General features: G+C 72.4%; 22 protein-coding genes. 14 read left to right on the forward strand and 8 right to left on the reverse strand.

The features are described from left to right. Positions 1-6 precede the first annotated feature (6 nt). Genes STBA_RS26585 through STBA_RS26600 form a run of 4 tightly spaced genes read left to right on the forward strand, consistent with a single transcriptional unit; the run spans position 7 to position 3,535 of the window. Entirely contained in the window at positions 7-891 is an 885-nt protein-coding gene (locus STBA_RS26585) for a branched-chain amino acid ABC transporter permease (protein WP_077061625.1), read from the forward strand. Beyond that, positions 875-2,023, forward strand: a complete 1,149-nt coding sequence (locus STBA_RS26590) for a branched-chain amino acid ABC transporter permease (protein WP_216355977.1) — start codon at positions 875-877, stop codon at positions 2,021-2,023. Before STBA_RS26585 ends, STBA_RS26590 begins: the two co-directional genes overlap by 17 nt. Then, positions 2,020-2,769 carry an ABC transporter ATP-binding protein gene (locus tag STBA_RS26595; RefSeq protein ID WP_077061627.1) on the forward strand — a complete coding sequence of 250 codons (750 nt, stop codon included), beginning with the start codon at positions 2,020-2,022 and terminating at the stop codon, positions 2,767-2,769. Before STBA_RS26590 ends, STBA_RS26595 begins: the two co-directional genes overlap by 4 nt. Continuing rightward, positions 2,759-3,535: an ABC transporter ATP-binding protein gene (locus tag STBA_RS26600; protein WP_077061628.1), complete on the forward strand. Its 777-nt coding sequence runs from the start codon at positions 2,759-2,761 to the stop codon at positions 3,533-3,535. The genes STBA_RS26595 and STBA_RS26600 overlap by 11 nt, the downstream gene beginning before the upstream one ends. A 212-nt stretch (positions 3,536-3,747) precedes the next feature. Here the strand turns inward: STBA_RS26600 and aztA are convergent, their stop codons facing one another. Next, positions 3,748-4,491, reverse strand: coding sequence for a zinc ABC transporter ATP-binding protein AztA (aztA, locus tag STBA_RS26605; RefSeq protein WP_077061629.1), 744 nt, complete (start codon positions 4,489-4,491; stop codon positions 3,748-3,750). Positions 4,492-4,543: 52 nt separating this feature from the next. Here aztA and aztB point away from each other — a divergent pair, with 52 nt between their 5' ends. The 4 genes from aztB to aztD are packed head-to-tail and all read left to right on the forward strand — an operon-like array spanning position 4,544 to position 8,815. Beyond that, entirely contained in the window at positions 4,544-5,434 is an 891-nt protein-coding gene (gene aztB / locus STBA_RS26610; RefSeq protein WP_077061630.1) for a zinc ABC transporter permease AztB, read from the forward strand. Then, positions 5,431-6,651, forward strand: a complete 1,221-nt coding sequence (locus tag STBA_RS26615; protein ID WP_253195016.1) for a hypothetical protein — start codon at positions 5,431-5,433, stop codon at positions 6,649-6,651. Before aztB ends, STBA_RS26615 begins: the two co-directional genes overlap by 4 nt. Continuing rightward, positions 6,648-7,592: a zinc ABC transporter substrate-binding protein AztC gene (gene aztC, locus STBA_RS26620; RefSeq protein WP_077061631.1), complete on the forward strand. Its 945-nt coding sequence runs from the start codon at positions 6,648-6,650 to the stop codon at positions 7,590-7,592. Before STBA_RS26615 ends, aztC begins: the two co-directional genes overlap by 4 nt. 35 nt (positions 7,593-7,627) lie before the next feature. Beyond that, positions 7,628-8,815: a zinc metallochaperone AztD gene (gene aztD, locus STBA_RS26625; protein WP_077061632.1), complete on the forward strand. Its 1,188-nt coding sequence runs from the start codon at positions 7,628-7,630 to the stop codon at positions 8,813-8,815. Between the two features lie 175 nt (positions 8,816-8,990). Here aztD and STBA_RS26630 read toward each other — a convergent pair whose 3' ends face one another. From STBA_RS26630 to STBA_RS26660, 7 genes are all read right to left on the reverse strand, one after another. After that, entirely contained in the window at positions 8,991-11,144 is a 2,154-nt protein-coding gene (locus STBA_RS26630; RefSeq protein WP_077061633.1) for a bifunctional serine/threonine-protein kinase/ABC transporter substrate-binding protein, read from the reverse strand. A 12-nt stretch (positions 11,145-11,156) separates the two neighbouring features. Continuing rightward, positions 11,157-13,364 (reverse strand): bifunctional serine/threonine-protein kinase/ABC transporter substrate-binding protein, encoded by a 2,208-nt coding sequence (locus tag STBA_RS26635; RefSeq protein WP_077061634.1) that lies wholly within the window; start codon positions 13,362-13,364, stop codon positions 11,157-11,159. Continuing rightward, positions 13,361-14,140, reverse strand: coding sequence for a hypothetical protein (locus STBA_RS26640; protein WP_079252189.1), 780 nt, complete (start codon positions 14,138-14,140; stop codon positions 13,361-13,363). Before STBA_RS26640 ends, STBA_RS26635 begins: the two co-directional genes overlap by 4 nt. 109 nt (positions 14,141-14,249) lie before the next feature. Beyond that, positions 14,250-14,840 carry a hypothetical protein gene (locus STBA_RS26645; RefSeq protein ID WP_077061635.1) on the reverse strand — a complete coding sequence of 197 codons (591 nt, stop codon included), beginning with the start codon at positions 14,838-14,840 and terminating at the stop codon, positions 14,250-14,252. Positions 14,841-14,865: 25 nt separating this feature from the next. After that, entirely contained in the window at positions 14,866-16,755 is a 1,890-nt protein-coding gene (locus STBA_RS26650; protein ID WP_079252190.1) for a right-handed parallel beta-helix repeat-containing protein, read from the reverse strand. 190 nt (positions 16,756-16,945) lie between these two features. Then, positions 16,946-17,614 carry a response regulator transcription factor gene (locus STBA_RS26655; protein ID WP_077061636.1) on the reverse strand — a complete coding sequence of 223 codons (669 nt, stop codon included), beginning with the start codon at positions 17,612-17,614 and terminating at the stop codon, positions 16,946-16,948. Continuing rightward, a complete protein-coding gene (locus STBA_RS26660; RefSeq protein ID WP_216355978.1) occupies positions 17,611-18,756 on the reverse strand; it encodes a histidine kinase in 1,146 nt (381 codons plus the stop codon). Before STBA_RS26660 ends, STBA_RS26655 begins: the two co-directional genes overlap by 4 nt. A 177-nt stretch (positions 18,757-18,933) precedes the next feature. Between STBA_RS26660 and STBA_RS26665 the strand changes: the two genes are divergently transcribed. The 6 genes from STBA_RS26665 to STBA_RS26690 all read left to right on the forward strand — a co-directional run bounded on the left by STBA_RS26665 (position 18,934) and on the right by STBA_RS26690 (position 24,669). After that, on the forward strand, positions 18,934-20,028 hold the full coding sequence (locus STBA_RS26665) for an abortive phage infection protein (protein ID WP_253195018.1): 1,095 nt from the start codon (positions 18,934-18,936) through the stop codon (positions 20,026-20,028). Positions 20,029-20,177: 149 nt separating this feature from the next. After that, on the forward strand, positions 20,178-20,447 hold the full coding sequence (locus tag STBA_RS26670; protein WP_077061638.1) for a hypothetical protein: 270 nt from the start codon (positions 20,178-20,180) through the stop codon (positions 20,445-20,447). After that, positions 20,440-21,078 carry a DUF6879 family protein gene (locus tag STBA_RS26675; protein ID WP_077061639.1) on the forward strand — a complete coding sequence of 213 codons (639 nt, stop codon included), beginning with the start codon at positions 20,440-20,442 and terminating at the stop codon, positions 21,076-21,078. The genes STBA_RS26670 and STBA_RS26675 overlap by 8 nt, the downstream gene beginning before the upstream one ends. A gap of 177 nt (positions 21,079-21,255) precedes the next feature. Beyond that, complete coding sequence (locus STBA_RS26680) at positions 21,256-23,460, forward strand: tetratricopeptide repeat protein (protein ID WP_366510890.1); 2,205 nt, start codon at positions 21,256-21,258, stop codon at positions 23,458-23,460. Between the two features lie 185 nt (positions 23,461-23,645). Then, complete coding sequence (locus tag STBA_RS26685; protein WP_077061640.1) at positions 23,646-24,494, forward strand: helix-turn-helix transcriptional regulator; 849 nt, start codon at positions 23,646-23,648, stop codon at positions 24,492-24,494. Then, positions 24,469-24,669, forward strand: coding sequence for a DUF397 domain-containing protein (locus STBA_RS26690; protein ID WP_077061641.1), 201 nt, complete (start codon positions 24,469-24,471; stop codon positions 24,667-24,669). Before STBA_RS26685 ends, STBA_RS26690 begins: the two co-directional genes overlap by 26 nt. The last annotated feature ends 17 nt before the right edge of the window (positions 24,670-24,686 follow it).

Consider the following 24,686-nt stretch of genomic DNA (forward strand, 5'->3'; position numbering starts at 1 on the left):
GGGCCGATGTCCGGATCACTCCTCTTCCAGAGCCTGGTGCTCGGCGTGCTGCTCGGCGGGCTCTACGCCCTGCTGGCCGCCGGCCTGACCCTCTACTTCGGCGTCATGCGCGTGGTGATGATCGCGCACTCGGCGTTCCTCATCCTCGCCGCCTACCTGGCGTGGTACTTCAACGATCAGACGGGCTGGGACCCGCTGCTCTCGCTGTTCGTCACCGTGCCGCTGTTCTTTGCGGCCGGCGTCGGCATGCAGCGGCTGCTCATCGCGCGGCTGCGCCCGGCGACGCTGACCATGATGTCGGTCCTGCTGACCTTCGCCGTGGCCCTCTTGATCGAGGGGATGATCGGCCTCATCTGGAGCGGCACCCAGCGGCGCATCCAACTGCCCTACTCCGGCTCGAACGTCGAGTTCTTCGGGGCGAGCATCGCTGTGGTCAAGCTGGTGGCCTTCGTGCTCGCCGGGGCCTCCCTCGGCCTGCTGTACCTGCTGCTGACCAAGAGCAGGTTCGGCCGCGCGCTGCGCGCCACCATCCAGCACAAGGAGGCCGCGCAGCTCGTCGGCATCAAGACCGACCGGGTCGCCGGGCTCGGCTTCGGGCTCGGGCTCGCCACCGCCGCGGTCGGCGGCACGGCGCTCGCGCTCGACGCCACCATCTACCCGTCCCTGCACTGGCACTGGGTCGGCCCGCTCATGGCGATCATCGTCGTGGGCGGCCTCGGTTCCGTCCCGGGGACGGCCATCGCGGCCATGGTGCTGGGCATCGGGCAGAGCCTGCTCCAGGTCGAGTTCGGAACGACGTGGGCGCAGACCCTCTTCTACATCGCGCTGTTCGTGACGCTGATGGTGCGCCCGCAGGGATTCTTCGGAGGCCGCCTTGCCCAACGCTTCTGACACCGAACGCACTTTGGTCGCCGCGGCCACGGCGCCCGCCGGCCGCCGCGTCCCGGCCCGGGCCGTACGGATGCTGGCCTTCACGGTGTGCGCGGCGCTGATCCTGTCCTGGCCCGGCCTGGCCCCCAACCCCTACATCCTGTCGGCCGGCGTGATGGTGGCGTCCTACGCCTGCACCGCCACGGCGTGGAACTTCATGGGCGGGTTCACCGGCTACGTCTCGCTGGGGCACGCCGCGTTCTTCGGGCTCGGCGCCTACGGCACGGGTGTGCTGATCAGGGACCTCGACTGGCCGCCGTTCGCCGCCTGGCTCGCCGCCGGCGTGATCGTCGTGCTGATCACCGTCCCGGTCGGCATCGCGGCGCTGCGGGTGCGCGGCGCCTCGTTCGTCATCGTGTCCATCGCGTTCGTCCTGATCCTGCTGCTGGTCGCGCAGACGTGGCAGGACCTCACCGGCGGCTCGGACGGGCTGGTCGTACCGCGCCCGTTCCCCGACCTGTCGCGGCCCGAGCACCACCGCGCTTTCTTCTACCTGTTCGTGGCGCTCCTCGCGGTCATGCTGCTGGCGTGGTGGGCGATCGACCGCTCGCGGTTCGGCACCGGGTTGAAGGCCGTGCGGGAGGACGAGGACAAGGCGCAGGCGCTGGGCGTGCCGACCCGCAACTACAAGCTGGTCGCCTACCTGATCTCCGCGTTCTTCACCGGCCTTTCCGGCGGCATGTACGCGCTGTGGTTCGGCGACCTCGACCCGATCTTCCAGTTCTCCGTCCTGCTCGGCGCCTACATGGTGCTGATGGCGCTGCTCGGCGGCGTGCGGCACCTGTACGGGCCGCTGCTGGGCGCGCTGATCGTCGGCGGGGCGCTGGAGTACTTCGAGCTGGAGTTCGGCGGCACGCAACTGCACCTGGTGGCCGCGGCCGTGCTGCTCGGCGTCGTCGTGCTGGTCACGCCGGACGGCATCATTCCCGCGGTCCGCGACCTCGTCCGGCGGTTCGGCCCGCAGGACTCCTCCATCCGCGAGATGACCGCCGCCGAACTGCTGGCACACAACCGGGCGTCCGGCCGGGGCGGCCCGCCGCCGGACGAGGCGCCGGACGAGGCGGCGGCGCCGGGCACAGGGGAGGAACGATGACCGCGCACGAACCGCCGCGCAGCCTGGAGACGGTGGACCTGACCAAGTCGTTCGGCGGCGTGCGCGCCGTCGACGGCGCCACCGTCACCTTCCGGCACGGCCGGATCAACGCCCTGATCGGGCCGAACGGTTCGGGCAAGACGACGTTCTTCAACTGCGTCACCGGGATGATCAGACCCGATGCCGGAACGGTCACCTACCGCGGGCAGCAGATCACCGGCCGCCCGCCGCACCGGATCGCCAGGGCGGGCATCGGCCGCAGCTTCCAGCTGTGCCGGGTCTTCCCGCGCATGACGGTGCTGGAGAACATGCTGGTCGCCGTGCGCCCCGCCGGGCTGCGCGATCTGGTGGGCGGCGCGGGCAGCCCGGCGGAGACCGACAAGGCCAGACGGCTGCTGGTGCGCGTCGGCATCGACCACCTGGAGAACGTCGAGGCGGCCAACCTCTCCTACGGCCAGCAGAAGCTGCTGGAGCTGGCCGGGGTGCTGATGGGCGATCCGGACACCATCATGCTCGACGAGCCGGCGGGCGGTGTGAACCCCGCCCTCATCGGCCGCATCGGTACCCTCATCCGCGAACTCAACGACGAGGGCAAGACGTTCCTCGTGGTCGAGCACAACATGGACATGGTGATGAGCCTGTCCCACCACGTCGTCGTCTTCGACCGGGGCCGCCCCATCGCCGAGGGAACGCCCTCGGCCGTGCGGGCCGACCCCCGAGTGCTGGAGGCTTACCTTGGCATCTGAGCCGCAACCCGGGCCCCCCGCACCGCTGCTGGTCCTGGACGCCGTCGAGGCCGGCTACGGCCGGGCCGCGATGGTGCTGCGCGGGCTGACCATCGAAGTACCGCCGGGCACGGTGGTGTGCCTGGTCGGGCCGAACGGCGCGGGCAAGTCCACCGTGCTGAAGGTCGCCAGCGGCCTGCTGAAGCCGCGTTCCGGCCGGGTGCTCGTCGACGGGCAGGACGTCACGGGGCAGGGGCCGCAGGCGATGCTGGCCTCCGGCCTGGCCCATGTGCTCCAGGGACACAGCGTGTTCCGGGAGATGACCGTCGGGGAGAACGTGCTGCTCGGCGCGTACACGCTGCGGGACAAGGCGCGGATCGCGGAACGTGCGGAGTTCGTCCGCGAGCTTTTCCCGATCGTGGGCGAGCGCTGGAAACAGCTGGCCGGGCTGCTGTCGGGCGGGCAGCAGAAGCAGGTCGAGTTCGCACGCTCGCTGATGGTGGACCCCAAGGTCGTGCTCCTCGACGAGCCGTCCATGGGTCTGGACCCGAAGACCACCGCGACGGTCTTCGAGCAGGTCGTCCGCATGCGCGACGCGGGCACCGCCGTGCTGCTGGTCGAGCAGAACGCGCGCCGGGCGCTGGAGACGGCCGACCTCGGCTGTGTGCTGGACCTCGGCCGGGTGCACATCAGCGGCCCCGCACCCGAACTCCTGGCCGACCCCCAGCTGTCCGAGCTGTACCTCGGCGGCCGCCCGGCCGAGCCCTCCCGGCCGCGGGAGAGCTGAGCCGCCTCCGCGGGCCGACGGCTGCGGCTGCGGTTGGCGCTTCAGCGCTCCGTGGGCAACCAGGTCGTCGCGGGCGGCGCGTCGACGAGGAGCGGCACGAGCGCGGTGCGGCTGCGGCCACGAGGCCGGCGGGGACAACGGTCCGGCCGGTCAGCGCGCGCTGCCCGAGGCCGCGCCGGTCCTCCCGAACGTTCCGCCCGCGCGGCCTCCGGCTACCGGCCCGTCGGGGAGGGCGGCCCGGGGTGGGCGGGCTCCGGCACGTTCCACACCTGCCGCAGCGCCTCGGGGGTCAGCACCTCCGCCGGGGGGCCCTGCGCGACGAGCCGCCCGTTCCCGAGCAGGAGGCAGTGCGCGGACCGGAGCGCAAGGTCCAGGTCGTGGGTGGCGTGGATCACCGTCATCCCCTGCTGTCCCGCGCCGCCCAGCACGTCGGCGATGCGCCCGCGCGCCTCCCGGTCGAGCCCTGCGGTCGGCTCGTCGAGCAGCAGCAGATCCGGTCGCTGGGCGAGCCCCTGCGCCACGAGCGCACGCTGCCGCTGGCCGCCGGACAATGAGCCCAACTGCCGCCCGGCCAAATCGAGCACACCCAGGCGCGCCATGCATTCCTCGACGAGGGCGTGGTCTGTCGCCTTCGGCCGCCGCCACAGCCCGAGGTCGGCCCACCGCCCCATGCGGACGGCCTCCCGGACGGTGAGGGGCAGCGCGTCGGGGACCGCGCTGCGCTGCATCACGAACGCCGGCCGCCGCGGCCCGCGGCCCTCGACCGCGCCGGACACGGGCTCGAGCACGCCGGCGAGCACGGCGAGCAGTGTGGACTTGCCCGCGCCGTTCGGGCCGACGAGGGACGTCACGCCCGAGCGCGGCAGGTGTGCGGTCACGTCGTGCAGGACCGTCCTGCGGGAGTAGCCGGCCGATACGCCGCACACGGCGATGCCCTCCGGCTCCGCGTTGTTCATCACACTCAGACCCCTTGCTCACGATAATCGTTTTCATTATAGAGTGCTCGGCATGGAGTGGTTGTTCGAGCCGTTCGAGGTGTCCTTCGTCCAGCGGGCGCTGTGGGGCGGCATTCTCGTCTCGGTCATCTGCGCGTTCGCAGGCACCTGGGTCGTCCTGCGGGGCACGGCCTTCCTCGGCGACGCGATGGCCCACGGCATGCTGCCCGGCGTGGCGCTCGCCTCGGTGCTGGGCGGCAACCTGCTCCTCGGCGCCGCGTTCAGCGCGGGAGCGATGGCGCTGGGCGTGACCGCGCTCGGCCGGTTCCCGCGGCTCTCCCAGGACACGAGCATCGGGCTGCTGTTCGTCGGCATGCTGTCCGCCGGCGTGATCATCGTGTCGCACTCGGAGTCCTTCGCCGTGGACCTCACCGGGTTCCTCTTCGGCGACGTCCTGGCCGTCCGCGACCAGGACCTCGGGTACCTCCTCCTTGCGCTGATCGCCGCGGCCGTCGTCTCGCTGCTCGGCCACCGGGCGTTCACGGCGCTCGTCTTCGACCCCCGCAAGGCCCACACGCTGGGGCTCCGGCCCGGTCTCGCGCACGGCGCCCTGCTCGGCTTGATGACGCTGGCCATCGTCGCGTCCTTCCACGTGGTCGGGACGCTCCTGGTCTTCGGCCTGCTGATCGCGCCCCCGGCCGCGGCCGCCCTGTGGGCCGGACGCATCCCGCTGATCATGCTCGGCGCCGCGCTCATCGGCAGCGGTTCGACCGTGGCCGGGCTCGTCATCTCGTGGCACTGGGGCACGGCGGCGGGCGCGACCATCTCGGCGGTCGCCGTGGCGGCGTTCTTCGTCTCCGCCCTGGCCGCCCACCTGCGGGACCTGCTGCGGGCCCGCCCCACCACACCCGCGGCCCCCCGCGAAACCACCATGACGGAACGGGAAATCGAGCACGCATCGTGATATCCAGCACCACCACCAGAGCACTGGGGGCCGTTCTCGCGGCCGGAGCCCTGCTGCTGACCGGCTGCGCCGACGGCAGCGACGACAAGGAAGAAGGGGAGGCGCCCGCGGAGGAGACGACCCCCCACGGCTACGTCGAGGGCGCCGAGGAGACCGCCGAGGCGCAGCACCGCCTCGTCCTGGCCGAGGCGGACTCGGGGGCGACGGCCGTCCTCGACCTGACCACGGAGGAAGTGGTCGAGGTCGAGGCCACGGGGCCCGTGACCGGCATCCACGGCGACGGCCGCTTCGCCTACCTCACCTCCGGTGCCTCCGGCGACGAAACGGTTCACGTCGTGGACGGCGGCAGCTGGATGGTGGACCACGGCGACCACATCCACTACTACAAGGCCGCGGTGCGCGGCGTCGGCACCCTGCCCGGCCGCGCGGCCGGGGCCCACAGCGACACCGCCGTCACGGCCGTGTCCTTCGCCGACGGCTCCGCCACGCTGCTCGAGCGCGCCGCCCTGGAGGACGGCGAACTGGCCGAGAACGGAACGGTCGGGACCGCAGGACCCGTCGTCCCGTACGCGGAACACCTGCTGGTGCCCGCCGGCGGTCAGGACGCCGTCGAGGTCCTGGACCGCGAGGGCAACGCCGCCGCGACGGTGGCGGAGCCCTGCCCCGAGCCGAGCGGGCAGGCGGTCACGCGCCGCGGCGTCGTCTTCGGCTGCGCCGACGGCGCGTTGCTCGTGTCCGAGGAGGAGGGCACGTTCACCGGCGAGAAGATCCCCTACCCCGAGGGCGTGACCGAGGCGGAACGCGCCGGGGAGTTCACGCATCGCGCGGGCAGCGACACGCTCGCGGCGAGGGCGGGCGACACCGGCGTCTGGACGCTCGACCTCGCCAGCGGGACCTGGACCCTGATCGAGACCGGCCCCGTGGCCGCCGTCAACGCGGTCGGCGACGGAGCGACGGTACTGACGCTCACCGAGGACGGCGAGCTGCACGCCTACGACTCCGGCGACGGACGGCGCACGGCCGGCACGCCGCTGCTCGCCGAACCGCTCGCGGCGGACGGCACCGTGCCGGTCATCGAGATCGACACCAGCCGCGCCTACGTCAACGACCCCGCGGCCGGCGTGGTCCACGAGATCGACTACAACGACGACCTGCGGCTGGCCCGCACCTTCGAACTGGGCTTCGCGCCCGACCACATGGTGGAGACCGGCCGATGAGCCGCCGCGCGTCCCGCGGACGCCTCCTCGCGCCCTGCCCGGTCGCCCTGATCGCCCTGGCCTGCCTGCCCGCCTGCTCGGGCGACGGCGGTGGCGGCGAGGCCGGGATCGTCGTCACCACCAACATCCTCGGCGACGTCACGCGCGAAATCGTCGGTGACGAGGCCGAGGTGACCGTACTGATGAAGCCGAACGCGGACCCGCACTCCTTCGGCGTCTCGGCCCGGCAGGCCGCCGCGATCGAGAGCGCCGGGCTCGTCGTGCACAACGGGCTCGGCCTGGAGGAGGGCGTCGCCCGCAATGTCGAGGCCGCCGAGGACGAGGGCGTTCCCACGCTCGCCGTCGCCGAGGGGGCCGACCCGCTGCCCCACGCCTCCGGCGACTCGGCCGGCGAGTTCGACCCGCACTTCTGGACCGACGCGCGGCGCATGCACACCGCCGTCGAACTCGTCTCGGACGCGGTGATCGAGCACGTCGACGGCGTCGACGCCGACGCGGTACGGGCCAACACCGCGGACTACCTCGGCGAAGTCGACGCCCTCGACACGTGGATGACCGAGCAGTTCGACACCATCCCCCGCGACGAGCGGAACCTCGTCACCAACCACCACGTCTTCGGCTACCTCGCCGACCGGCACGGGTTCCGCGTCGTGGGCGCCGTGATCCCCAGCGGCACGACGCTGGCCTCGCCGAGCGCCTCGGACCTCGACTCGCTCGCCGGCGCGATCCGCACCCACGGGGTCCCGGCCGTGTTCGCCGACTCGTCCCAGCCCGACCGGCTCGCCCAGGTGCTGGCCGAGGAGGCGGGTCTGCACGTCGAGGTGGTCCCGCTCCACTCGGAATCCCTGACCGAGGAGGGCGAAGGTGCCGCCACCTACCTGGACATGATGCGCGCCAACACGGAAGCCATCGTCACCGCGCTGTCCGCTGACTCCCGCTGACTGTTCCCCGCGAAGAAAGAAGAGGCAGAAAACCCATGCGTACCCTGCACCGGAGCCGAGGAGGCGCCGCGCTGTCCCTGGTGGCCGCCCTGGCGCTCACCGTCGGCGCCTGCGGATCGGACGACTCCGAGGAGGAGACGGACGCCGCACCGTCGTCCGCGCCCGAGGAAACCGTTCCCGACCCGCTCGTCCTCACCTACGACGGCGGCCTGCTCGTGCTGAACGGCGAAACGTTCGACGTCGTCGAGGACATCCCGCTCGACGGCTTCAACCGGGTCAACCCCGCCGGCGACGACAGCCACGTGCTCGTCTCGACGTCCCAAGGATTCCGGGTCCTCGACGCCGTCGGCGCCGAGCTGACCGAGGACGAGTTCGAGGGCGCCGAGCCCGGCCACGTGGTGCGGCACGCCGGCCGGACCGTGCTGTTCGCCGACGGCACCGGCGAGGTCACCAGCTTCGACCCGCAGCAGCTCGGCGACGGCCTGCCGGAGACCGAGAACTACACCGCGGCCGCCGCCCACCACGGCGTGGCCGTCGAGCTGGCGAACGGCGAACTCCTCGTCACGCTGGGCACCGAGGAGGAACGCACCGGCGCCATCGTCCTCGACGAGAACCGCGAGGAGATCGCCCGCAGCGAGGAGTGCCCCGGCGTGCACGGCGAGGCGACCGCGAGGGGCGAGACGGTCGTCGTCGGCTGCGAGGACGGGGTTCTGTACTACCGCGACGGCGAGTTCACCAAGGTCGACAGCCCCACGGAGTACGGCCGCATCGGCAACCAGGCGGGCTCCGACGAATCCGCGATCGTCCTCGGCGACTACAAGCAGGACGCCGAGGCCGAGTTGGAGCGCCCCGAGCAGGTCGCGCTCGTCGACACCGAGGCGGGCAGCCTCCAACTCGTCGACCTCGGCACCAGCTACACCTTCCGCTCGCTGGCCCGCGGCCCGCACGGCGAGGCGCTGGTCCTGGGCACCGACGGCCAGATCCACGTCATCGACCCCGAGACGGCCGAGATCACCAACCGCATCCCGGTCCTTGAGGAGTGGACGGAGCCGCTGGAGTGGCAGCAGCCGCGGCCCACGCTCTTCGTGCGCGGGCACACGGCGTACGTCACCGACCCGGAGGCGCAGGAACTGCACGTCCTCGACATCGAGTCGGGCGAGGTACAGACCACGGCGACGCTGCCGCAGACCCCCAACGAGATAACCGGCGTGACCGGCGGCTGAACGCCCCCACTCCGCACGGCCCCGCCCGCGCACCCGAGCCTCCCCGGCGCGGGGGCGGGGCCGCGCGCGGCGAGGCCGTCCGCACAAAGGGGTGGCCTGGCGGCCTCTTCCGAGGACAGGCCATGCACGGCCCTGCGCCCCCGGGCCGCCCCCGGGACATTCCGCGCCGCGGCGCCTACTCGTCGAGGCCGGTGACGTCCCGGTACGGGCCGAGATAGACGAACCGGCCCTCGCGCACCTCGTAGAGGCAGAGCGCGTCCGTGGGCGCGACGCCGCGGGTGTCCGGGTTGAATGCGTAGCTTCTGGCGATCCCCTCGTGGCGGGTCGTGCGCAACTGCCGGGCGACCAGCGTGCGGCGGGGGGCGCGGTCCGCGGTCAGCTCGGTGAGGGCCCGCGCGACCAGCCACACCGTGTCGTAGGCCTCCGCGGCGTACGGCCCGGGAGCGCCGCCGAACCGTGCGCGGTGCGCCGCCGCGAAATCCGCTGCCTCCGGCGCCGCCGCGCCGTCCACGAAGGGGCAGCTCACCACCCAGCCCTCGGCCGCCTCCCCGGCCTCGCGCAGGAACGCGTCCGCGGGGTCCGTCCGGACGGCCACCGTGGCGCCGGTGAACCCGGCCGCCCGCAACTCCCGCGCGAAGGCGGCCGTTCCTGCCCCGGACAGCGCGCCCGTGAACATCACGGTGTCCACCCCCGCGGCCACGACGGCCGCCGCGGCGTCCCGGCCGTCCGAGCCCTCCGGCAGCTCGGCCTCGACCACCTCGATGCCGGAGTACGGCAACTCGCGGGCGAACGACCGGCTGAACCCCCACGACAAGTCGCCGCCGTGCCGGTCGTTGACCACCGCCGCCCGTGCCGTCCCGGTCCGGTGACCGACCCAGGCCAGCAGCGGGGCGTCGAGAAAAGCGTCCCCGAGCCGGGCGGGGAAGCAGGCGTCCCCGAGTTCGACCGTGGACGCGGACACCGTGGCCGACACCGGCAGCCAGGGCAACGCCCCGTCGCGGTAGGGCGCCGCCACGGCCGCCAGGGTCTCCTGGCCGGTCGGTCCGATCACGGCCGTCACCTCGGAATCCGCCGCGAGACCGAGGGCGCTCTCCGCCGCCCGCCCGGCGTCCCCGCCGTCGTCCCGCACCCGCAGCTCCAGTTCGAACGGGCGGTCCGCGCGGGCGTTGAAATCCGCCACCGCCAGCCGCGCCCCCCGTTCCTGCGCCCGTCCGAGAGCCGCGCCAGGCCCCGACAGGTCGGCCTGGAGCGCCACGGTCGTACGCACCGGGCTCCCCGGCGTTCCCTCGGCCCGCAGCCACGTCCACAGCCCCGCCCCCGCACCGGCCGCGAGCGTCAGCCCGCCCGCCGAGAAGGCGGCCAGCAGCCGGCGCCTGCCGGGCCCGGCCGGGGGCGCGTCCGCCGGTGCCGTCTCCGGGTCCGGCCCGGCCGCCCGGGTCGGCGGGTCCTCGGGCAGGGTGAGCAGGACCGCGGAACGCATCGCGATCAGCCGGGTCGCCGGTTCCGGCAGCCAGGTGTCGCCGAGCCGCGGATCGGCGGGCAGCAGGTCCCGCACCCCGGGGGCATCCGGCCGCGCAGTCGGCTCCTTGCGCAGCAACTCGCCCAGCGGCCCGGCCAGTTCCCCGGGCACGCCGTCCAAGGCGGGCGGATCGTGCACCGCGCGGTACATCAGCGCCGCCGGGGGGCCGTCGCCGAACGGGGACCGGCCCGTCGCCGCGTACACCAGCACGCAGCCAAGGGAGAACACGTCGCTCGGCGGGCCGAGTTCCCCGCCCCGCGCCTGCTCGGGGGACAGGTAGCCGGGGGAACCGATGGCCGCGCCCGGCGCGGTCAGCGCCGTTTCCCCGGCCGCCCTGGCGATGCCGAAGTCGATGAGCCGCGGCCCGTCCAGAGACAGCAGCACGTTCCCCGGTTTGACGTCCCGGTGCACGAGACCGGCCTCGTGCACGACGGACAGCGCCTCGGCGAGCATGGCGCCCAGCGCCCGCACCGTCCACGGGGGCAGCGGCCCCAGCGCGCGCACCACCTCGGCCAGGGAAGGAGCGGGCACGTAGGCCGTCGCCAGCCAGGGCACCGCCTCCTCGGGACCCGCGTCCAGCAGCGGAACGGCCCACCGGCTGCGCACCCGCCGCAGCGCCGCCACCTCCCGGCGCAGCCGCACCCGGAACTCGTGGTCGTTCACGTGCCGCGGCCTGATGGTCTTCAGCGCCACCAGCGAGCCGTCGGCGGACCTGGCCAGGTACACCACGCCCATGCCGCCGGCGCCCAGCCGGCCGAGCAGCCGGTACCCGCCGATGGCCCGCGGGTCCTTCTCATACAGCGGCAGCACGTCAGGACCGTTCTACTCCGCACCCAGCGAGGGTGCCCGGCCCCGGAAGCGGAAGCCGCCCTCCCGTACTTCGTAGAGGTAAAGGCCGTCGTTCGCGTAGGGGTACAGACCTTCCTCGTCGAAGCCGAGCCGCTTGCCCACCCCCTGGTGGTCCGCCTGCCGCGCCCGTGCCAGCAGCGCGGCCCGGTCAGGTGTGCCGTCCGCCGCCACGTCCCGCAGGGCCGCGGTCAGCATGCGGGTCGCGTCGTACGCCTCGATGGCGAACGGCGCGGGCTCCTCGCCCTCGAACCGTTCGCGGTACTGCTCGCCGAAGCCGACCGTTTTCTCGTCGGTATCCGGGCCGATGCAGGTGGCGATGATCTGCCAGCCCTCGGCCGCCTCCCCGGCCAGCTCGGGGAACTCAGGGCGCAGCACCGACTCGCTCGCGTACCGCGCCCCTGTGTAGCCCGCCGTATGCAGGGCCGTGGCCAGCTCGGCGGCCCGCTCGTGGTGGCCCCCGAAGACGACCGCGTCCACGTCGCGCGCCACCAGATCGGCCGCGATGCGATCGAACGGGGCGGTCAGCTTCGGCACCACGTGCGGCACCAGTTCGAAGCCGGGCGGCGACCCCTGCTGGAAGTTCACCAGCGGGCGGGTGACCTCCCAGCTGTGCATTTCCGCGGTGCGGTCGTCGACGAGCCCGACCCGGCGCGCGCCCGACTCGCCCTCCAGCAGCACCTTGAGGGAGAGCCCCTGCCACATCGTCGCGGGGCGGGCGTGCAGCAGCGTGGTGTACTCGGCGACGGTCAGAGTGAGCGGAAAGCTGCCGACCGTAACCGAGAGCAGCGGCATGCCCGCCGACTCGTAGATCTCGGCGGTGGCCGTCGTCACCGAGACGTCGGTCGGGCCGATCACGGCGAGCACCGAACCGTCCGCCGTCAGCTCCTCGGCCACCTCGGCCGCCCGTTCCGGCACCCCGCCGTCGTCGATGGTGCGCAGTTCGATGTCGAAGGGCAGGCCGTCGGCCTCGGCCAGGAAGTGTTCGAGGCCGAGCGTGGCGCCCCGTTCCTGAGCCAGGCCGCGGGCGGCGTGGCCGCCGCTGAGATCCGCGTGCAGGCCGATGACATACCGCGGTCCGCTGCCGCCGTTGCTGCCTGAGGAGCCCGAGCCGCGCAGCGCGGCGGCCAGGCCGCCGCCCGCCGCCAGTACGCCGACTCCCGCGGCGAGCAGCAGGCGCCGGGAGGGGCGGCGCCGGCCCGCGCCGGTGTCCGGGTGCGCGCCGACCTCCGTGGGCGTGCCTTCCTCCGCGGACGTGCCGGAGGCGGCGGGCGCCGCCCGGGTCGGCACCTGGGCGGGAAGCTCCACGCGGGCCGCCGTGCGTTCCCCGATCAGCCGGGTCACCGGCTCGGGCAGCCAGCCCTCGACGACGTCCTCGGCCAGCTCCGCGCGCAACTCCGCGACATCCGGCCGCGCTTCCGGGTCCTTGTCCAGGCAGCGGGCCAGTATCCCGGCCAGTTCCCCGGGCACGCCGTCAAGGTCGGGCGGCTCGTGCACCGTGCGGTAGAGCACCGCCTCCGCGCTGCCCTCGCCGAACGGCGGCCGGCCGCTCGCCGTGTGGGCCAGCACGCAGCCGAGGGAGAACACGTCGCTCGGCGGGCCGATGTCACGGGAGGCGGCGGCCTGTTCGGGCGAGAGGTAGCCCGGCGAGCCGACCACGGTCCCGGTGCGGGTGATGGCGGTGTCCTCGGCCGCTCTGGCGATGCCGAAGTCGATGAGCCGCGGCCCGTCCAGGGCCAGCAGCACGTTCCCCGGTTTGACGTCCCGGTGCACGAGGCCCGCCTCGTGCACCGCGGCCAGCGCCTCGGCCAGCATTCCGCCCAGCGCCCGCACGCCGCGCACCGGCAACGGCCCGTGCGCGGCGAGCACTTCATCGAGGGAGGGCCCCGGTACGTAGGGCGAGGCGAACCACGGGGTGCCCGCCTCCTCGCCGTCCGCGACGACCGGCACGGCGAAGCGGCCGGCGACCCGGCGCGCGGCGGCGACCTCGCGGGCGAAACGGGAGCGGAAACCGGGCTCCTGCGCGTACTCGTCCCTGATCACCTTCAGGGCCACCGGCGAACCGCCGTCGGTCATGGCCAGGTACACCACGCCCATGCCGCCCTCGCCGAGGCGGCCGAGGAGGCGGTGACCGGCAATCTGCTCGGGGTCCTGCGGCGTCAGGGCGCCGACCGGCGATGTCATCTCAACTCCGCCTCGGCGTTGGATTCCAGCAGGGCGAGGGCCATGAAGCTCACCTCGGATAGCTGATCCTCGGTGACACCGGCGGCGCCCTTGGCCGACACCGCGACGGTGACCGGGCCGATCCGGGAGACCAGCCAGTAGTAGTCGTAGGGGCCGCCGTGGACCTCGCTGTGGAACTGCCCCGATTCGGCGATCTGGTCGTCCACCGACAATTGGTCGGGCGGCATGCTGCTCGACCCGAGCCCTGTCACGTACTCATCGGCGCGCAACTGCTGCTGCGGGCAGCGCAGCACCTCCTCGACGATGCCGGCCATCCGTGCGTCCGCCGCCTCGATACTGTCGTGCACGGTGACGGACGACATCGCCTGCAACGGGCCGCCGCCCTGCTGCTGGGCGGGCAGTTCGGCGTTGCGCGTCACGTTGGCCAGCACACCGTCCGGTAACGGCTCGCGCTGCCAGACGCACGCCTCGTCGAGCACGGCCACGGTGGCAGGGTCGGCCTCGGCCAGGTCCGCGGCGACGAAGCCGGGGCCGTAGTCCCCGGGCTCGATGGCCACGGCACGGGCCAGCGCCCGCGCGTCATCGGGTGTGCCCGGTCCGCCGGTGATCCCGGTGCCCGTCCGTGCCGCATCCGCGCCGGACCCGTCCCGCTCTTCTTCCGTGGGTTCCGCGGGCGCGTCGTCCTCCCCGCCGCCGCCACTGCACGCCGCGGCGCCCCACAGCAGTCCCGTCGCCGCCACCGCGACGACGCCGCGCACCAACTTGCCCTGCCGCACAGCAGGTCACCCCCCTGCCCTCGTCCGACAAACGCTGGTCAGCTTAACTCCGGTGCGCTACAAGGGAATACGGTGCGTGTCACGGTCCTGGAACGCCGCAGGCGCCGGGTCAGCGGGCCTGCATCGCGTCAAGGGCGACCGCCTGGGCGATGACCAGCCGCCGGTCCAGGCGGGGTTCGTGGATCTCCACCAGGTAGCGGTCGCGCAGGGTGCGTTTCCGCGAGACGGACAGGGCGAGTTCCCCGTCGAGGCGGAAGTCGAAGTGGTAGGCCCAGCCGACCGGCAGTTCGTCGACCACCGGGATGAACTGCCAGATCCGGCGGATCACCGCCACGCGGCCGCTGCGTTCCGTCCCGGTCAGCACGCCGAGTCCGGGCTGCTCAAGGTGCCAGGTGGAGCGGAACAGGGACTTTTTGAAGTCCTTGCGGAAGCCGCCCACCGTCGCCCCGTCGGCGTCCGTGACGTCGAACGCGCCGGCGACGTTCAGGGTGTCGCGCTCCGCGAAGCCGCCGAAGACCCTTTCCCGCGAGTCGTCCGTCCAGAACGTCACCCGTTCCTTGATCGCCAGGCGCTTCTGCTGGGCGAAGGCGATCAACTCACCGTCCTCTCCCTCGGTGCGTACCTCGTACTGGTTCACGGCGAGCCTGACCCGCTGGGTGACGGTCATCCGGCGCACGGCCTGAAGCCGGTCGGTCTCCATCGTCGTCTCCTGAAGTCGGTCCACGTCAGCGCGGGGTGAGCAGGCCGGCGGTCCCGAGCACGGCCGCGCACGCCGCGTCGGCGCGGCAGGACTCCTCGGGCGCGAGCGGGGAGAGTTCGGTGTTGCCGGAGATCTCCACCTGCTCGCCGGTGCCCTCCCACCAGTAGGTGTCGGTGTCGTCCCAGAAGTTGCCCGTGAAGCGCATCCGGCCGGGCGCCACGCCGCCGAAGTTGTTCTGGTTGCCGAGGAGCACGTTGCCGCGGATGGTGACGTGCTGACCGCCGTCGTCCGGGTACACGGCGTAGGGCGGGTACTCGGTGCCCGTCGCCGCCGGGCCGTCGACGTGGTGGACGACGTTGCCCTCGATCAGCGCGCCCGCCTCGAACGAGGGGCCCTGCGTGCCGTTCCCGTAGATGCCGCCGCCGTCGATCAGGGCCGAGTTGGTGTGGTGCACCAGGTTGTTCACGATCCGGGTGCCGCCGGTGGTGGTGCCGTCCCCGGCGACGTTCAGGTGGACGATGCCGGAGTAGGGGATGTGGTCCACCTGGTTGTGCGCGACGGTCGAGCCGAAGGGCCGGTTGAGCATGATGCCCCAGGAGCCGCGGTAGTCACGGCCGACGTGGTGCACCCAGTTGTCCTCGATGAGCAGGTCGCGCGGCGAGGCGGCCGGGTCTTCCTCGTCGAGGCTCTGCACGTGGATGCCGCCGCCGGAGGTGTCGTCGACCGTGTTGCCGCGGACGGTGATGTCCCGGCTGTGGTCGGCGAGTTCGAGGGCGGTGGTGCCCAGTCGCGTGAAGCGGTTCCCCTCCAGGACCAGCCCGGTCGAGCCGCGGAAGGAGACCGCGGACGGGATGGCGGCCGCCTCCTGGGCCACCGGGTCGTCGCCGGTGTAGTACCAGGTGCCGATGATGTGCGGGAAGCCCGCGGGCTCGTCGGGGCCGAGCCAGGTGGTGTGGGAGAACGTGAGGCCGCGCAGCGTCACGTCGCGCAGCGGTGCCCCGGCGTCGCCCCGCCCGGTGACGACCTGCTCCAGCACGGGGGCGACGACGTCCGTCGGCCTGCCGTGGTAGTAGAGCGTGTGGTGGCCCGGCCGCGAACGGTCGAGGTACCAACTCCCCGGCCGTTCGCGGAGGAAGGTCGCGCTGTTCTCGACCGCGGTCGGTGCGATGAGCCCGACGTCCTCGCCGTACAGCTCCGTGTACAGCTCGGTGGCGCGGCGGAAACAGGGCTGCTCCATGGTGACTTCGGTGCCGCTCGCGTCCCCGCGCACCCCCGCCACCCCGCAGCGCGCCTCCGAGTAGGAGTCCGCGAAGGTGTGCACGAACTCGATGTCCTCGGGCCGTTCCCAGCTCTGCGGGGCGGTGCTCTCGGTGATGAACCCGGTTTCGGTCGGGAACATGGCGGGCGGTTCGCCGGCCAGCGCCGCCCGTTCGGCGCGCTCGCCGTTCACGAAGAGCTGCCGGGTGTCGAGGCTGCCGACGTCCGCGCGCCAGATGTCGCCCTCGGCGTGGCTCCAGCCGGTGATCTCGCGGCCGCCGCTGAACGTGACGCGTTCCTGGTCCGCGGTGCCGTACCCGTGCGCCTGGTAGATCACGCGGTGACCGCCGGTGCCGGAGTCGCCCTCCGCGGCGGAGAGGGCCAGCGGCTCGGCGAGTGGGTAGGTGCCGCCGCGCAGACTGACGACGATGTCGCCGGTCATGCCGTCCGTCAGTTCGCGCACCGCCTGCTGGGCCGCGGCGGGGGTGGCGAGGGGACGTTCCTCGGTGCCGGGCCAGGAGTCGTCGCCCCAGGGCGCGACGTGGAGCCGGTGCTCCCGGCCCTCGGATGCGGCGTGGCCCTGGTCCGCGACGGCCGGGGTGGCCAGCAGCGGGAGGGCGAGCAGGGCGGCGCACACGGCGCGCGGGCTCGGCGGCATGGTGGGGTCCGTTCTCGTGGTGGTCGCCCGCCGGGCCGCGCGGTCGTTCGCGGGGCGGGCACGTCGGTCGCCGACGCTACGGACCGGGCGTCGGTGGCCACATCGTGCGCACGGGCCACGCGCGGCTTCGACTTTCGGCGAAGCCACCGACGTGCGCTCCGCCTCTGGACGGAGCGCGCGCCGCGTTCGTTCAGGCGGGCCGGGGCCTGACCAGGCGGAGGTCGTAGGCGAGGACGACCACCTGCACGCGGTCGCGCAGGCCCAGCTTGCGCAGTACGCCCGAGACGTGGGCCTTGACCGTCGCCTCCGTGAGGCCGAGCCGTTCGGCGATCTCGGCATTGGACAGCGCCTGCGCGACCAGGTAGAGCACCTCGTACTCGCGCCGGCTCAGCGCGCGGAGCGCCGCCGGTGTGACAGGCGGGGCGGGGGCGGGCAGCGCGGGCGCGAAGCGCTCCAGCAGCCGGCGGGTCACGGAGGGCGCGAGCAGCGCGTCGCCGCGCGCCACCACGCGGATCGCCTCGGCCAGGTCGGTGGGGCGCACATCCTTGAGCAGGAAGCCGCACGCCCCGGCGCGCAACGCGGCGTGCACGGCGTCGTCGACGTCGTACGTGGTGAGCACGACGATGCGCGCCGGGTTGCCCGAGGCCACGATGCGTTCGATGGCGCCGATGCCGTCGAGACGCGGCATCCGCACGTCCATGAGCACGACGTCTGGCCGCAGTTCGGCGGCGAGGGCCACGGCCTCCTCGCCGTCGGCGGCCTCGCCCACGACGTCCAGGTCCGGCTTGGCGTCGATGATCATGCGGAAGCCGACGCGGACGAGCGCCTGGTCGTCGGCCACCAGCACGCGAACGGTCACGGACGACCTCCCTCGGACGGCGTGGGCGCGCGCAGCGGCAGCCGGGCGTGCACGCGGAAGCCCGCGCCCCCGGGGCGCGGCCCAGCCGCCACGGTGCCACCGAGCACGGCGGCGCGTTCCCGCATACCCGCCAGGCCGAACCCGCCGCGCGCGCCCGCGTGCACGCCGGTTCCCGCACCGGTTCCCGCGCTGGAGCCCATGCCGTCGTCCGTCACCTCGACCTCCAGCACGTCACCGTCCGCGCGCGCGCTGACTTCCACACGCCGGGCGCGGGCGTGGCGCAGCACGTTCGTCAGGGCCTCCTGCACGATGCGGTAGGCGGACACCTCGACCCCGGCCGGCAGTGGCCCGGGAACGCGCACCGTGAGCGACACCGGCAGCCCGGCGGCGCGCAGCGGCTCGGCCAGCTCGCCGAGCCGGTCGAGGCCCGGCTGCGGCGACCGTTCGTCCGGCTCGGGCCGCACCACGGCCAGCAGCCGGCGCAGCTCGGCCAGGGTGGCCCGCCCCGACGACTCGATCGCCCGCAGGGCGGAACGCGCCTGGTCGGGCCGTTCGTCGAACACGTCGTCCGCCGCCGCGGCCTGCACCACGACGACGGACACGCTGTGCGCGATCACGTCGTGCAACTCGCGGGCGATGCGGGCCTGTTCCTCCGTGACCGCCCGGCGGGACGCCTCGGCGACGGCCGCCCTGCGGTTGCGCACCGCCTCCGCGAGCGCCCACACCACCACGGGCACGGCCATCGCGAACTGCGCCTCCTCCGAAGGCGCGGTACGGAAGTTGAGCGAGGTCAGGGCGAGCAGCGCGGCGAGCGCGGGCAGCGAGACCCTTGGCGAGCGCGTCGAAGCCAGCGAGCCGAGGACCACCAGACCGGCCCACGGGAAGATGCCGTCGGGCGCGATCAGCTGGATCACCAGGCCGCCGACCAGGCAGACGGCCAGCACCGGCACCGGATGGGAACGCCGCCGATACAGCGCCGCCCCCTGCACGACGCCCGCCAGCGAGCCCAGCAGCACCACGGCGCCCGGCGTCCCCGCACCGGCCTCGGCGGGCACGAGCACCGCCAGCCACAGCGCCATCGGCACCGGCACCGCCAGCCGCCTCGCCGCCCGGGAGGTGCGGCTGCGGAACGAATGGGACACACGCGGATTATGCCGCACCCGTCCGGCCCGGCCCGGCGGCTTGCGACGAAAGTCGAACGCCCGGGACCGCGTTCATTCTCCGGTCGCAGACCCCGGTCGGCCCCCGGGCCGATGCCGCGCCCCGCCCGGCCCCGGCAGGCTGACCGCGGCCGAACGGACAGCGGGAAGGTGAGAACGGTGGGCGAAGGAATGAGCCGGGCGCGGTTCCTGGCCGGGGCGGCGGTGCTGGGCCTGGCCCCGGCCGCCGCGACGGCCGGAACAGCCGCGGCGCGAAGCGGCGGTGGGCTCACGTACCGGGGCGTGGACTACGAGGTCACGGACGGGGAGACACCGGCGACCGGCTGGAACGCCGCGCGGATGCGCGCCGACCTGCGGGCCATCGCCGAGGACCTGCACGCCAACTCGGTCATGGTCTATGGCACCGGCGTCGAACGGCTGGCGGCCACCGCCCGCGAGGCGGCGGAACGCGGGCTGCACGTCTGGCTCCAGCCGCGCCTGGCGGACGTCGCCGAGGAGGACATCCTGGACCACCTCGCGGAGACCGGCCGCGCGGCCGAGCGGCTGCGCCGCGAGGGCGCCCGGGTGAACCTGGCCGTGGGCTGCGAGTTCTGGTTGTTCGTGCCGGGCATCGTGCCCGGCGACCACGCCCTCGAACGCGTCGAGAACATGCTCGCGGGCACCTACGACGTCGACCGCATGCGGCGGCTGCTGGCCGCGTTCACCGCACGGGCCGCCGGGGTCGGCAGATCCGTCTTCCGGGGCCCCCTGACCTACGGCGCCGCCCACGACCCCGTAGTCGACCGGGTCGACTGGAGCCTGTTCGACATCGTCGGCCTCGACTACTACGCGCTGCACCCCGACGCGGCCGGCCACGCCCGCGAACTGGCGGAGTACCGGCGCTGGGGCAAACCACTGGCGATTCTGGAGTGCGGCACCTGCGCCTACACCGGCGCGCCGGAGGCGGGCGGTATGGCGTGGCGGTTCACGGACCTGTCCGAACTGGAGCGCAGCGAAGAGGTCCAGGCCGCGTACGTGGGGCAGATGATCGACGCGTTCACCTCCCTCAATCTCCACACCGCACTGATTCACCAGTTCGTCACCCGGGACGCCCCCCACCGCGCCGACCCGTCCCGCGACGAGGACAAGGCCGCCTACGGCCTCGTAAAGACCATCTGGCACAACGACACCGACCCGGCCGCCGGCCACCACTGGGAACCCAAACAGGCATTCCACACAGCAGCCAACCACTTCGCCACCGCCACGACCCACTGACCACGGCACCGGCCGGACCTGCTACTCCGTGCCCTCGCATCCCGGGCAGCAAGGGTGCTTCCTTCGGGCCATATCGCCGACCGCCCGTTGTCTGGACGCGATTCGGCTGAGTACAGTCCGTTACGGGCCCGCGTCACGTGGAGGTAGCGATGTCTCGTCCTTGGGAAGCTGATCCCTCGGCCTCGTTCACTCACCGCCTGGGGAAGTCGGCCGAGGAGCTTGGCAATACCGACGGCAAGACGGGCTGCCCCGACATCTGGCAGCTCGACAACGGCGATGTGGCCGTCATCGGACGCGATCTCACGGTCGCGTACACGTCCCGGCTCCCGGAGGGCGTCACCCTCGCCGCGGACGAGCGGCTCGTGATCCTCCCCGGCAATATGCTCAGCGCGGCGAAAGCGGACATCCCCGATGCCTGACCTCCAGTCTCCCCGCCCTCCCCTCCTCGACCCCGCCAGGGGGAAGCAGCTCGCCCTCCACGCGTACGAGGCGGATTTCTGGCAGCGCTACACGCAGATCCACGGGCGCGACTCCTGGAAGCTGGAGCGGGGCCAGCACTTCGTGGAGCAGAACAGCCCCGGCCGGGAAGCGCTCGGGCGCGGCGACTGGGAGAGCGCCATCCGGCTTCTCGATGTCCGGCGCGAAAGCCTGCGGGAAGATGGTGAGCAGGACCGCAGACAGTGCACCGTTTTCCATCGCGTGCGCGTGGTCGAGCAGCCCTTCACTCCGTACATTCAGTGGGAGTTGCACTCGCTGCGGCTGAACGCCGAGTACGGGGAAGCCATCCGGATCATCGACGCTGGCCAGGTCGCAGGTCCGGAGGCGGACGGCCCGCTGCCCGAGCTGGTCGTGATCGGTGGCCAGACGCTCTACCAGGTGATCTACACCGATGAGGGCGTGCTGGACGGTGGCGTCCGTTTCACGGAGCCCGAGCTGGTGACGGGCTGGGAGGACGCCATCCGGACACTGTTCGAGGAGGGCGAAGACCTCGCCTCATACTTCGAGCGGGAAGTGGCGCCCCTTCCCCCGCCGCGGCTGACGAAGGAGTAGCCGATCAACGAGCCCCAGCGAGATGAACAGCGCTCCGGCGGCACGCGTTCCGAGCTGTCGGGGTCCTCCCGCGACGTGGTCCAGGCAGGCGCCGTCAGTGGCGGGGTCCACTTCCACGGCCCCGGCGGTGCTCCGCCGCTGCTCCCCCGCCAGCTACCGGGTGACCTACGAGGCTTCGTGAACAGGTCGGAGGAACTGACGCGTCTGAACGCGCTCCTCCCCGGCACCGCAGGCACCCCTCTGGTCGTCACGGTCTGCGTGATAGCCGGGACGGCCGGGGCGGGCAAGACCTCCCTCGCACTGCGCTGGGCCCATCAGGTACGGGGCCGCTTTCCTGACGGCCAGCTGTACATCAATCTCCGCGGCTACGACCCGGGGCGGCCGGTCACCCCGTCGGAAGCTCTGCACCGGTTCCTGACCGCCCTCGGGACCTCCGCCGACTCGGTTCCTGCCGATCCGGACGCCGCCGCCGCGCTCTACCGGTCACTCCTCGCCGAGCGCGCGATGCTCATCGTCCTGGACAATGCCGCCACCGCCGCGCAGGTCCGCCCGCTGCTGCCGGGCAACGCCCGCTGCCTTGCCGTCGTCACCAGCCGCAGCCGCCTGTCCGGCCTGGCCATCCGTGATGGCGCCCACCGTCTGACGCTCGGCACCCTGCCGGAACCCGAAGCCGTGGCCCTGATCCGTGCCGTCACCGCCGGGTACCGTCCCGAGGACGACGCGGAGAAGCTCGCCCAACTCGCGCGCCAGTGCGCGCATCTGCCGCTGGCTCTGCGTATCGCGGCCGAAAGGGCCGCCACGCACCCCCACCTGGGCATCGACGACCTGATTGCCGATCTCCGCGACGAATCCGGCCTGTGGGACGCCCTCAGTGCGGGAGAGGACGACGAAGCCGAGGCGGTCCGGTCCGTCTTCACGTGGTCCTACCGGGCGCTGCCCGCGGATGCCGCACGCCTCTTCCGTCTTCTCGGCCTGCACCCCGGCCCCGAGTTCGGCCTGCACGCCGCCGCGGCCGTCGCCGGGACGCACGTCAACCGCGCCCGTCAGCTCCTCGACACTCTCGTCGGCGCCCACCTCCTGGAGCAGACCTCCCCCGACCGGTACGAGTTCCATGATCTCCTGCGAGCCTATGCCGCCGACCAGGCCCGCAGCGAGGAACCTTCCGACCGGCGCACGGCCGCCCTGCGCCGCGTTCTCGACTGGTACCTGCACACCGCCGACACCGCACAGATCTGGCTCGAACCGGAAGAGGCGCGCCTCTCCATCGATCCGCCGGACGAGGCGGTGATGCCCCTGTCGTTCTCCGACTACGACACCGCCGCGAACTGGTCCGAGCGTGAGCACGCCAATGTCCTTGCCGCGACGCGCGCGGCGCAGACCGCCGGTCTCGACACCTACGCCTGGCAGTTGCCTGCCGTCCTCTACCCTGCGCAGGCGCCCTCCGCCTCCGCGCTGGACTGGCTCGATGCGGGACTGATCGGCTTGGCGGCGGCCCGCCGCCTCGGCGAGCGGGAGGGGGAGGCCACGCTGCTGGAAGACCTCGGCATGACCCATGCCCGGCTCAACGACCTGAGCGCCGCAGAGAAATGCCACCGAGGCGCTCTGGCCATCCGGCGCGAACTGGGGGACCGGTATGGCGAGGCCAATTCGCTGAATCTGCTCGGCCTCACCCACCTCAACCGCAGACAACTGAGCGCGGCCGGTGACCACTTCGAGCAGGCCATTGCACTCTTCCGGGACATCGAGGCCCGGCACTTCGAAGCGGTGGCACGGGCCAACCTCGCTCTGACGCGCTATCGGGCCGGGCGACTGGTGGCAGCCGAGGAGATCAGCCTTGATGTCCTTTCCTACCAGCGGGCAACCGGGAACCGGCTGAGCGAGGGGAACACCCTGTGGACGCTGAGCGACATCCAATGCGAACGCGGCGATGCGGAGGCGGCGTTGCGCAGTGCTCAGGACGCCGTGGAGATCGCCCTCTCCCTCCGCAATCAGTTCGCCGAGGCCATCTGGCTCATCAGCCTCGGCAACGCCCAACAGGCCCTCGGCCAGTACGCCGAGGCCCTGGCCTCGTACCAACGCTCCGCCTCCCTGCACCGGCGGCTCCGCAACCGCAGCCGTGAAGCCCTCGCCTGGCTCGGAACGGGCGAGACCTACCGTTGGCTGGAACGCCACAGGGAAGCCGCCGACTTCCACCGCCGAGCCGCCGCCACCTTCCATGAGCTCGGCGACGCCTGGCACGAAGCCGTCGCCCTCGACGCCCTGGCCAAGGCACTCGCCAGCGATGACGCCGACCAGGCCCGTCGGTGCCGGACGCGTGCGCTGGCCCTCATCGCGGGCTACGAGGACCTCAGGGCCACCCGACTGCGGGCGGACATCGAGTGACAACCGGTAGAGCGCGTTGCGAGTTGGCTCGGTGAGGTGAATGATGAGCATCAACTCCCTGTGACTGTGCTGTGACGCTGGCGGAAGGCTCATCTCTGTCATCGACGCCGAAGCTCACAAGGAAACCCTTCTTCATGTGCCCGATATCGCGAAGGGCACGCGGGGAACGGGACGGAGGGTGGATCATGGAACTGAACCCTGACGACGATCGGATGACCTACCGCATCGTGCTGTCCCGCCAACTGGCGCGGCACCGCAAGAACGCCAAGCTGTCGATCCGGGATCTCGCGGCGCAACTGTGTTTCCCCTACGGGTACCTCGGCCGGGTGGAACGAGGCGAGCAACTGCCGTCCGAGAACCTCGCCAGGGCGATGGACACGTTTTTCGGTGTCCCGTCCCTGTTCGCCGATCTCCTGAAAGCGGCGGAGGACGCGGCGATCCCGGACTACGGCCGCATGCTGCTGCGGAAGGAGAAGAAGGCCAAGCGCATCCAGAAGATGACCAGCACGATCATGCCCGGTCTGCTGCAAACGGAAGACTATGCGCGCGAGCTGATCCGCGTCGGTCACGGGTGGGACTCTGAGGAGCAGTTGGAGCAGTGGGTTACCCTTCGCATGCGCCGCAAGGAGCTGTTCGAGCGTGAGGTGCCCCCGCAATACTGGGTTCTTCTGGACGAAGCAGTCCTCAAGCGCCCCATTGGTGGGCCCGATTGCATGAGCCGACAACTCCGGCACCTGCTGGACATGACGCAGAGCGTCTACAACACAGTCCAGGTACTGCCCTTCACGGCCGGAGCACACTCCGTACCAGGCGGCAGTGTTACGCTCATGAACCTGGACGATGGGACGTTGATCGGTTACGTCGAGGGCCCCATGGTGGGGGAACCTGTTCTCACCTCGGATAGGTTGATCAAGCTGTCACGCAAGTTCGATCTGGCCCGTTCCAAGGCTCTTCCCGTTGATGATTCGCTCAGTCTGATCCGGCGATACCTCAAGGAGTGCGAACGCGATGACCGAACAACTCGGGGCTGCTGAATTCGCGTCGTGGCGCAAGTCGAGCTACAGCAACGAGGAAGGCGGCAACTGTATCGAGGTGGCCGACGGGCTTCCCGGCGCCGTCCCCGTCCGTGACAGCAAGAATCCGGCCGGTCCGGCGCTGGTGGTTTCCGCCGCCGCCTGGCAGGCGTTCGTGACGCAGGCGGCGGGCTGAACTGCGGCCGGGCAGGC

It is taken from the genome of Streptomyces sp. MP131-18 (assembly GCF_001984575.1).
GTDB classification, from domain to species: Bacteria; Actinomycetota; Actinomycetes; order Streptomycetales; family Streptomycetaceae; genus Streptomyces; species Streptomyces johnsoniae.

What these genes read in the sequence shown, in the direction of transcription:
- STBA_RS26585 (WP_077061625.1), top strand. Translation starts at nt 7, where the DNA reads ATGTCCGGATCACTCCTCTTCCAGAGCCTGGTGCTCGGCGTGCTGCTC.
- aztA (WP_077061629.1), bottom strand. Translation starts at nt 4,491, where the DNA reads ATGAACAACGCGGAGCCGGAGGGCATCGCCGTGTGCGGCGTATCGGCC.
- STBA_RS26645 (WP_077061635.1), bottom strand. Translation starts at nt 14,840, where the DNA reads ATGGAGACCGACCGGCTTCAGGCCGTGCGCCGGATGACCGTCACCCAG.
- aztB (WP_077061630.1), top strand. Translation starts at nt 4,544, where the DNA reads ATGGAGTGGTTGTTCGAGCCGTTCGAGGTGTCCTTCGTCCAGCGGGCG.
- STBA_RS26635 (WP_077061634.1), bottom strand. Translation starts at nt 13,364, where the DNA reads ATGACATCGCCGGTCGGCGCCCTGACGCCGCAGGACCCCGAGCAGATT.
- STBA_RS26595 (WP_077061627.1), top strand. Translation starts at nt 2,020, where the DNA reads ATGACCGCGCACGAACCGCCGCGCAGCCTGGAGACGGTGGACCTGACC.
- STBA_RS26650 (WP_079252190.1), bottom strand. Translation starts at nt 16,755, where the DNA reads ATGCCGCCGAGCCCGCGCGCCGTGTGCGCCGCCCTGCTCGCCCTCCCG.
- aztD (WP_077061632.1), top strand. Translation starts at nt 7,628, where the DNA reads ATGCGTACCCTGCACCGGAGCCGAGGAGGCGCCGCGCTGTCCCTGGTG.
- STBA_RS26675 (WP_077061639.1), top strand. Translation starts at nt 20,440, where the DNA reads ATGCCTGACCTCCAGTCTCCCCGCCCTCCCCTCCTCGACCCCGCCAGG.
- aztC (WP_077061631.1), top strand. Translation starts at nt 6,648, where the DNA reads ATGAGCCGCCGCGCGTCCCGCGGACGCCTCCTCGCGCCCTGCCCGGTC.
- STBA_RS26690 (WP_077061641.1), top strand. Translation starts at nt 24,469, where the DNA reads ATGACCGAACAACTCGGGGCTGCTGAATTCGCGTCGTGGCGCAAGTCG.
- STBA_RS26685 (WP_077061640.1), top strand. Translation starts at nt 23,646, where the DNA reads ATGGAACTGAACCCTGACGACGATCGGATGACCTACCGCATCGTGCTG.
- STBA_RS26670 (WP_077061638.1), top strand. Translation starts at nt 20,178, where the DNA reads ATGTCTCGTCCTTGGGAAGCTGATCCCTCGGCCTCGTTCACTCACCGC.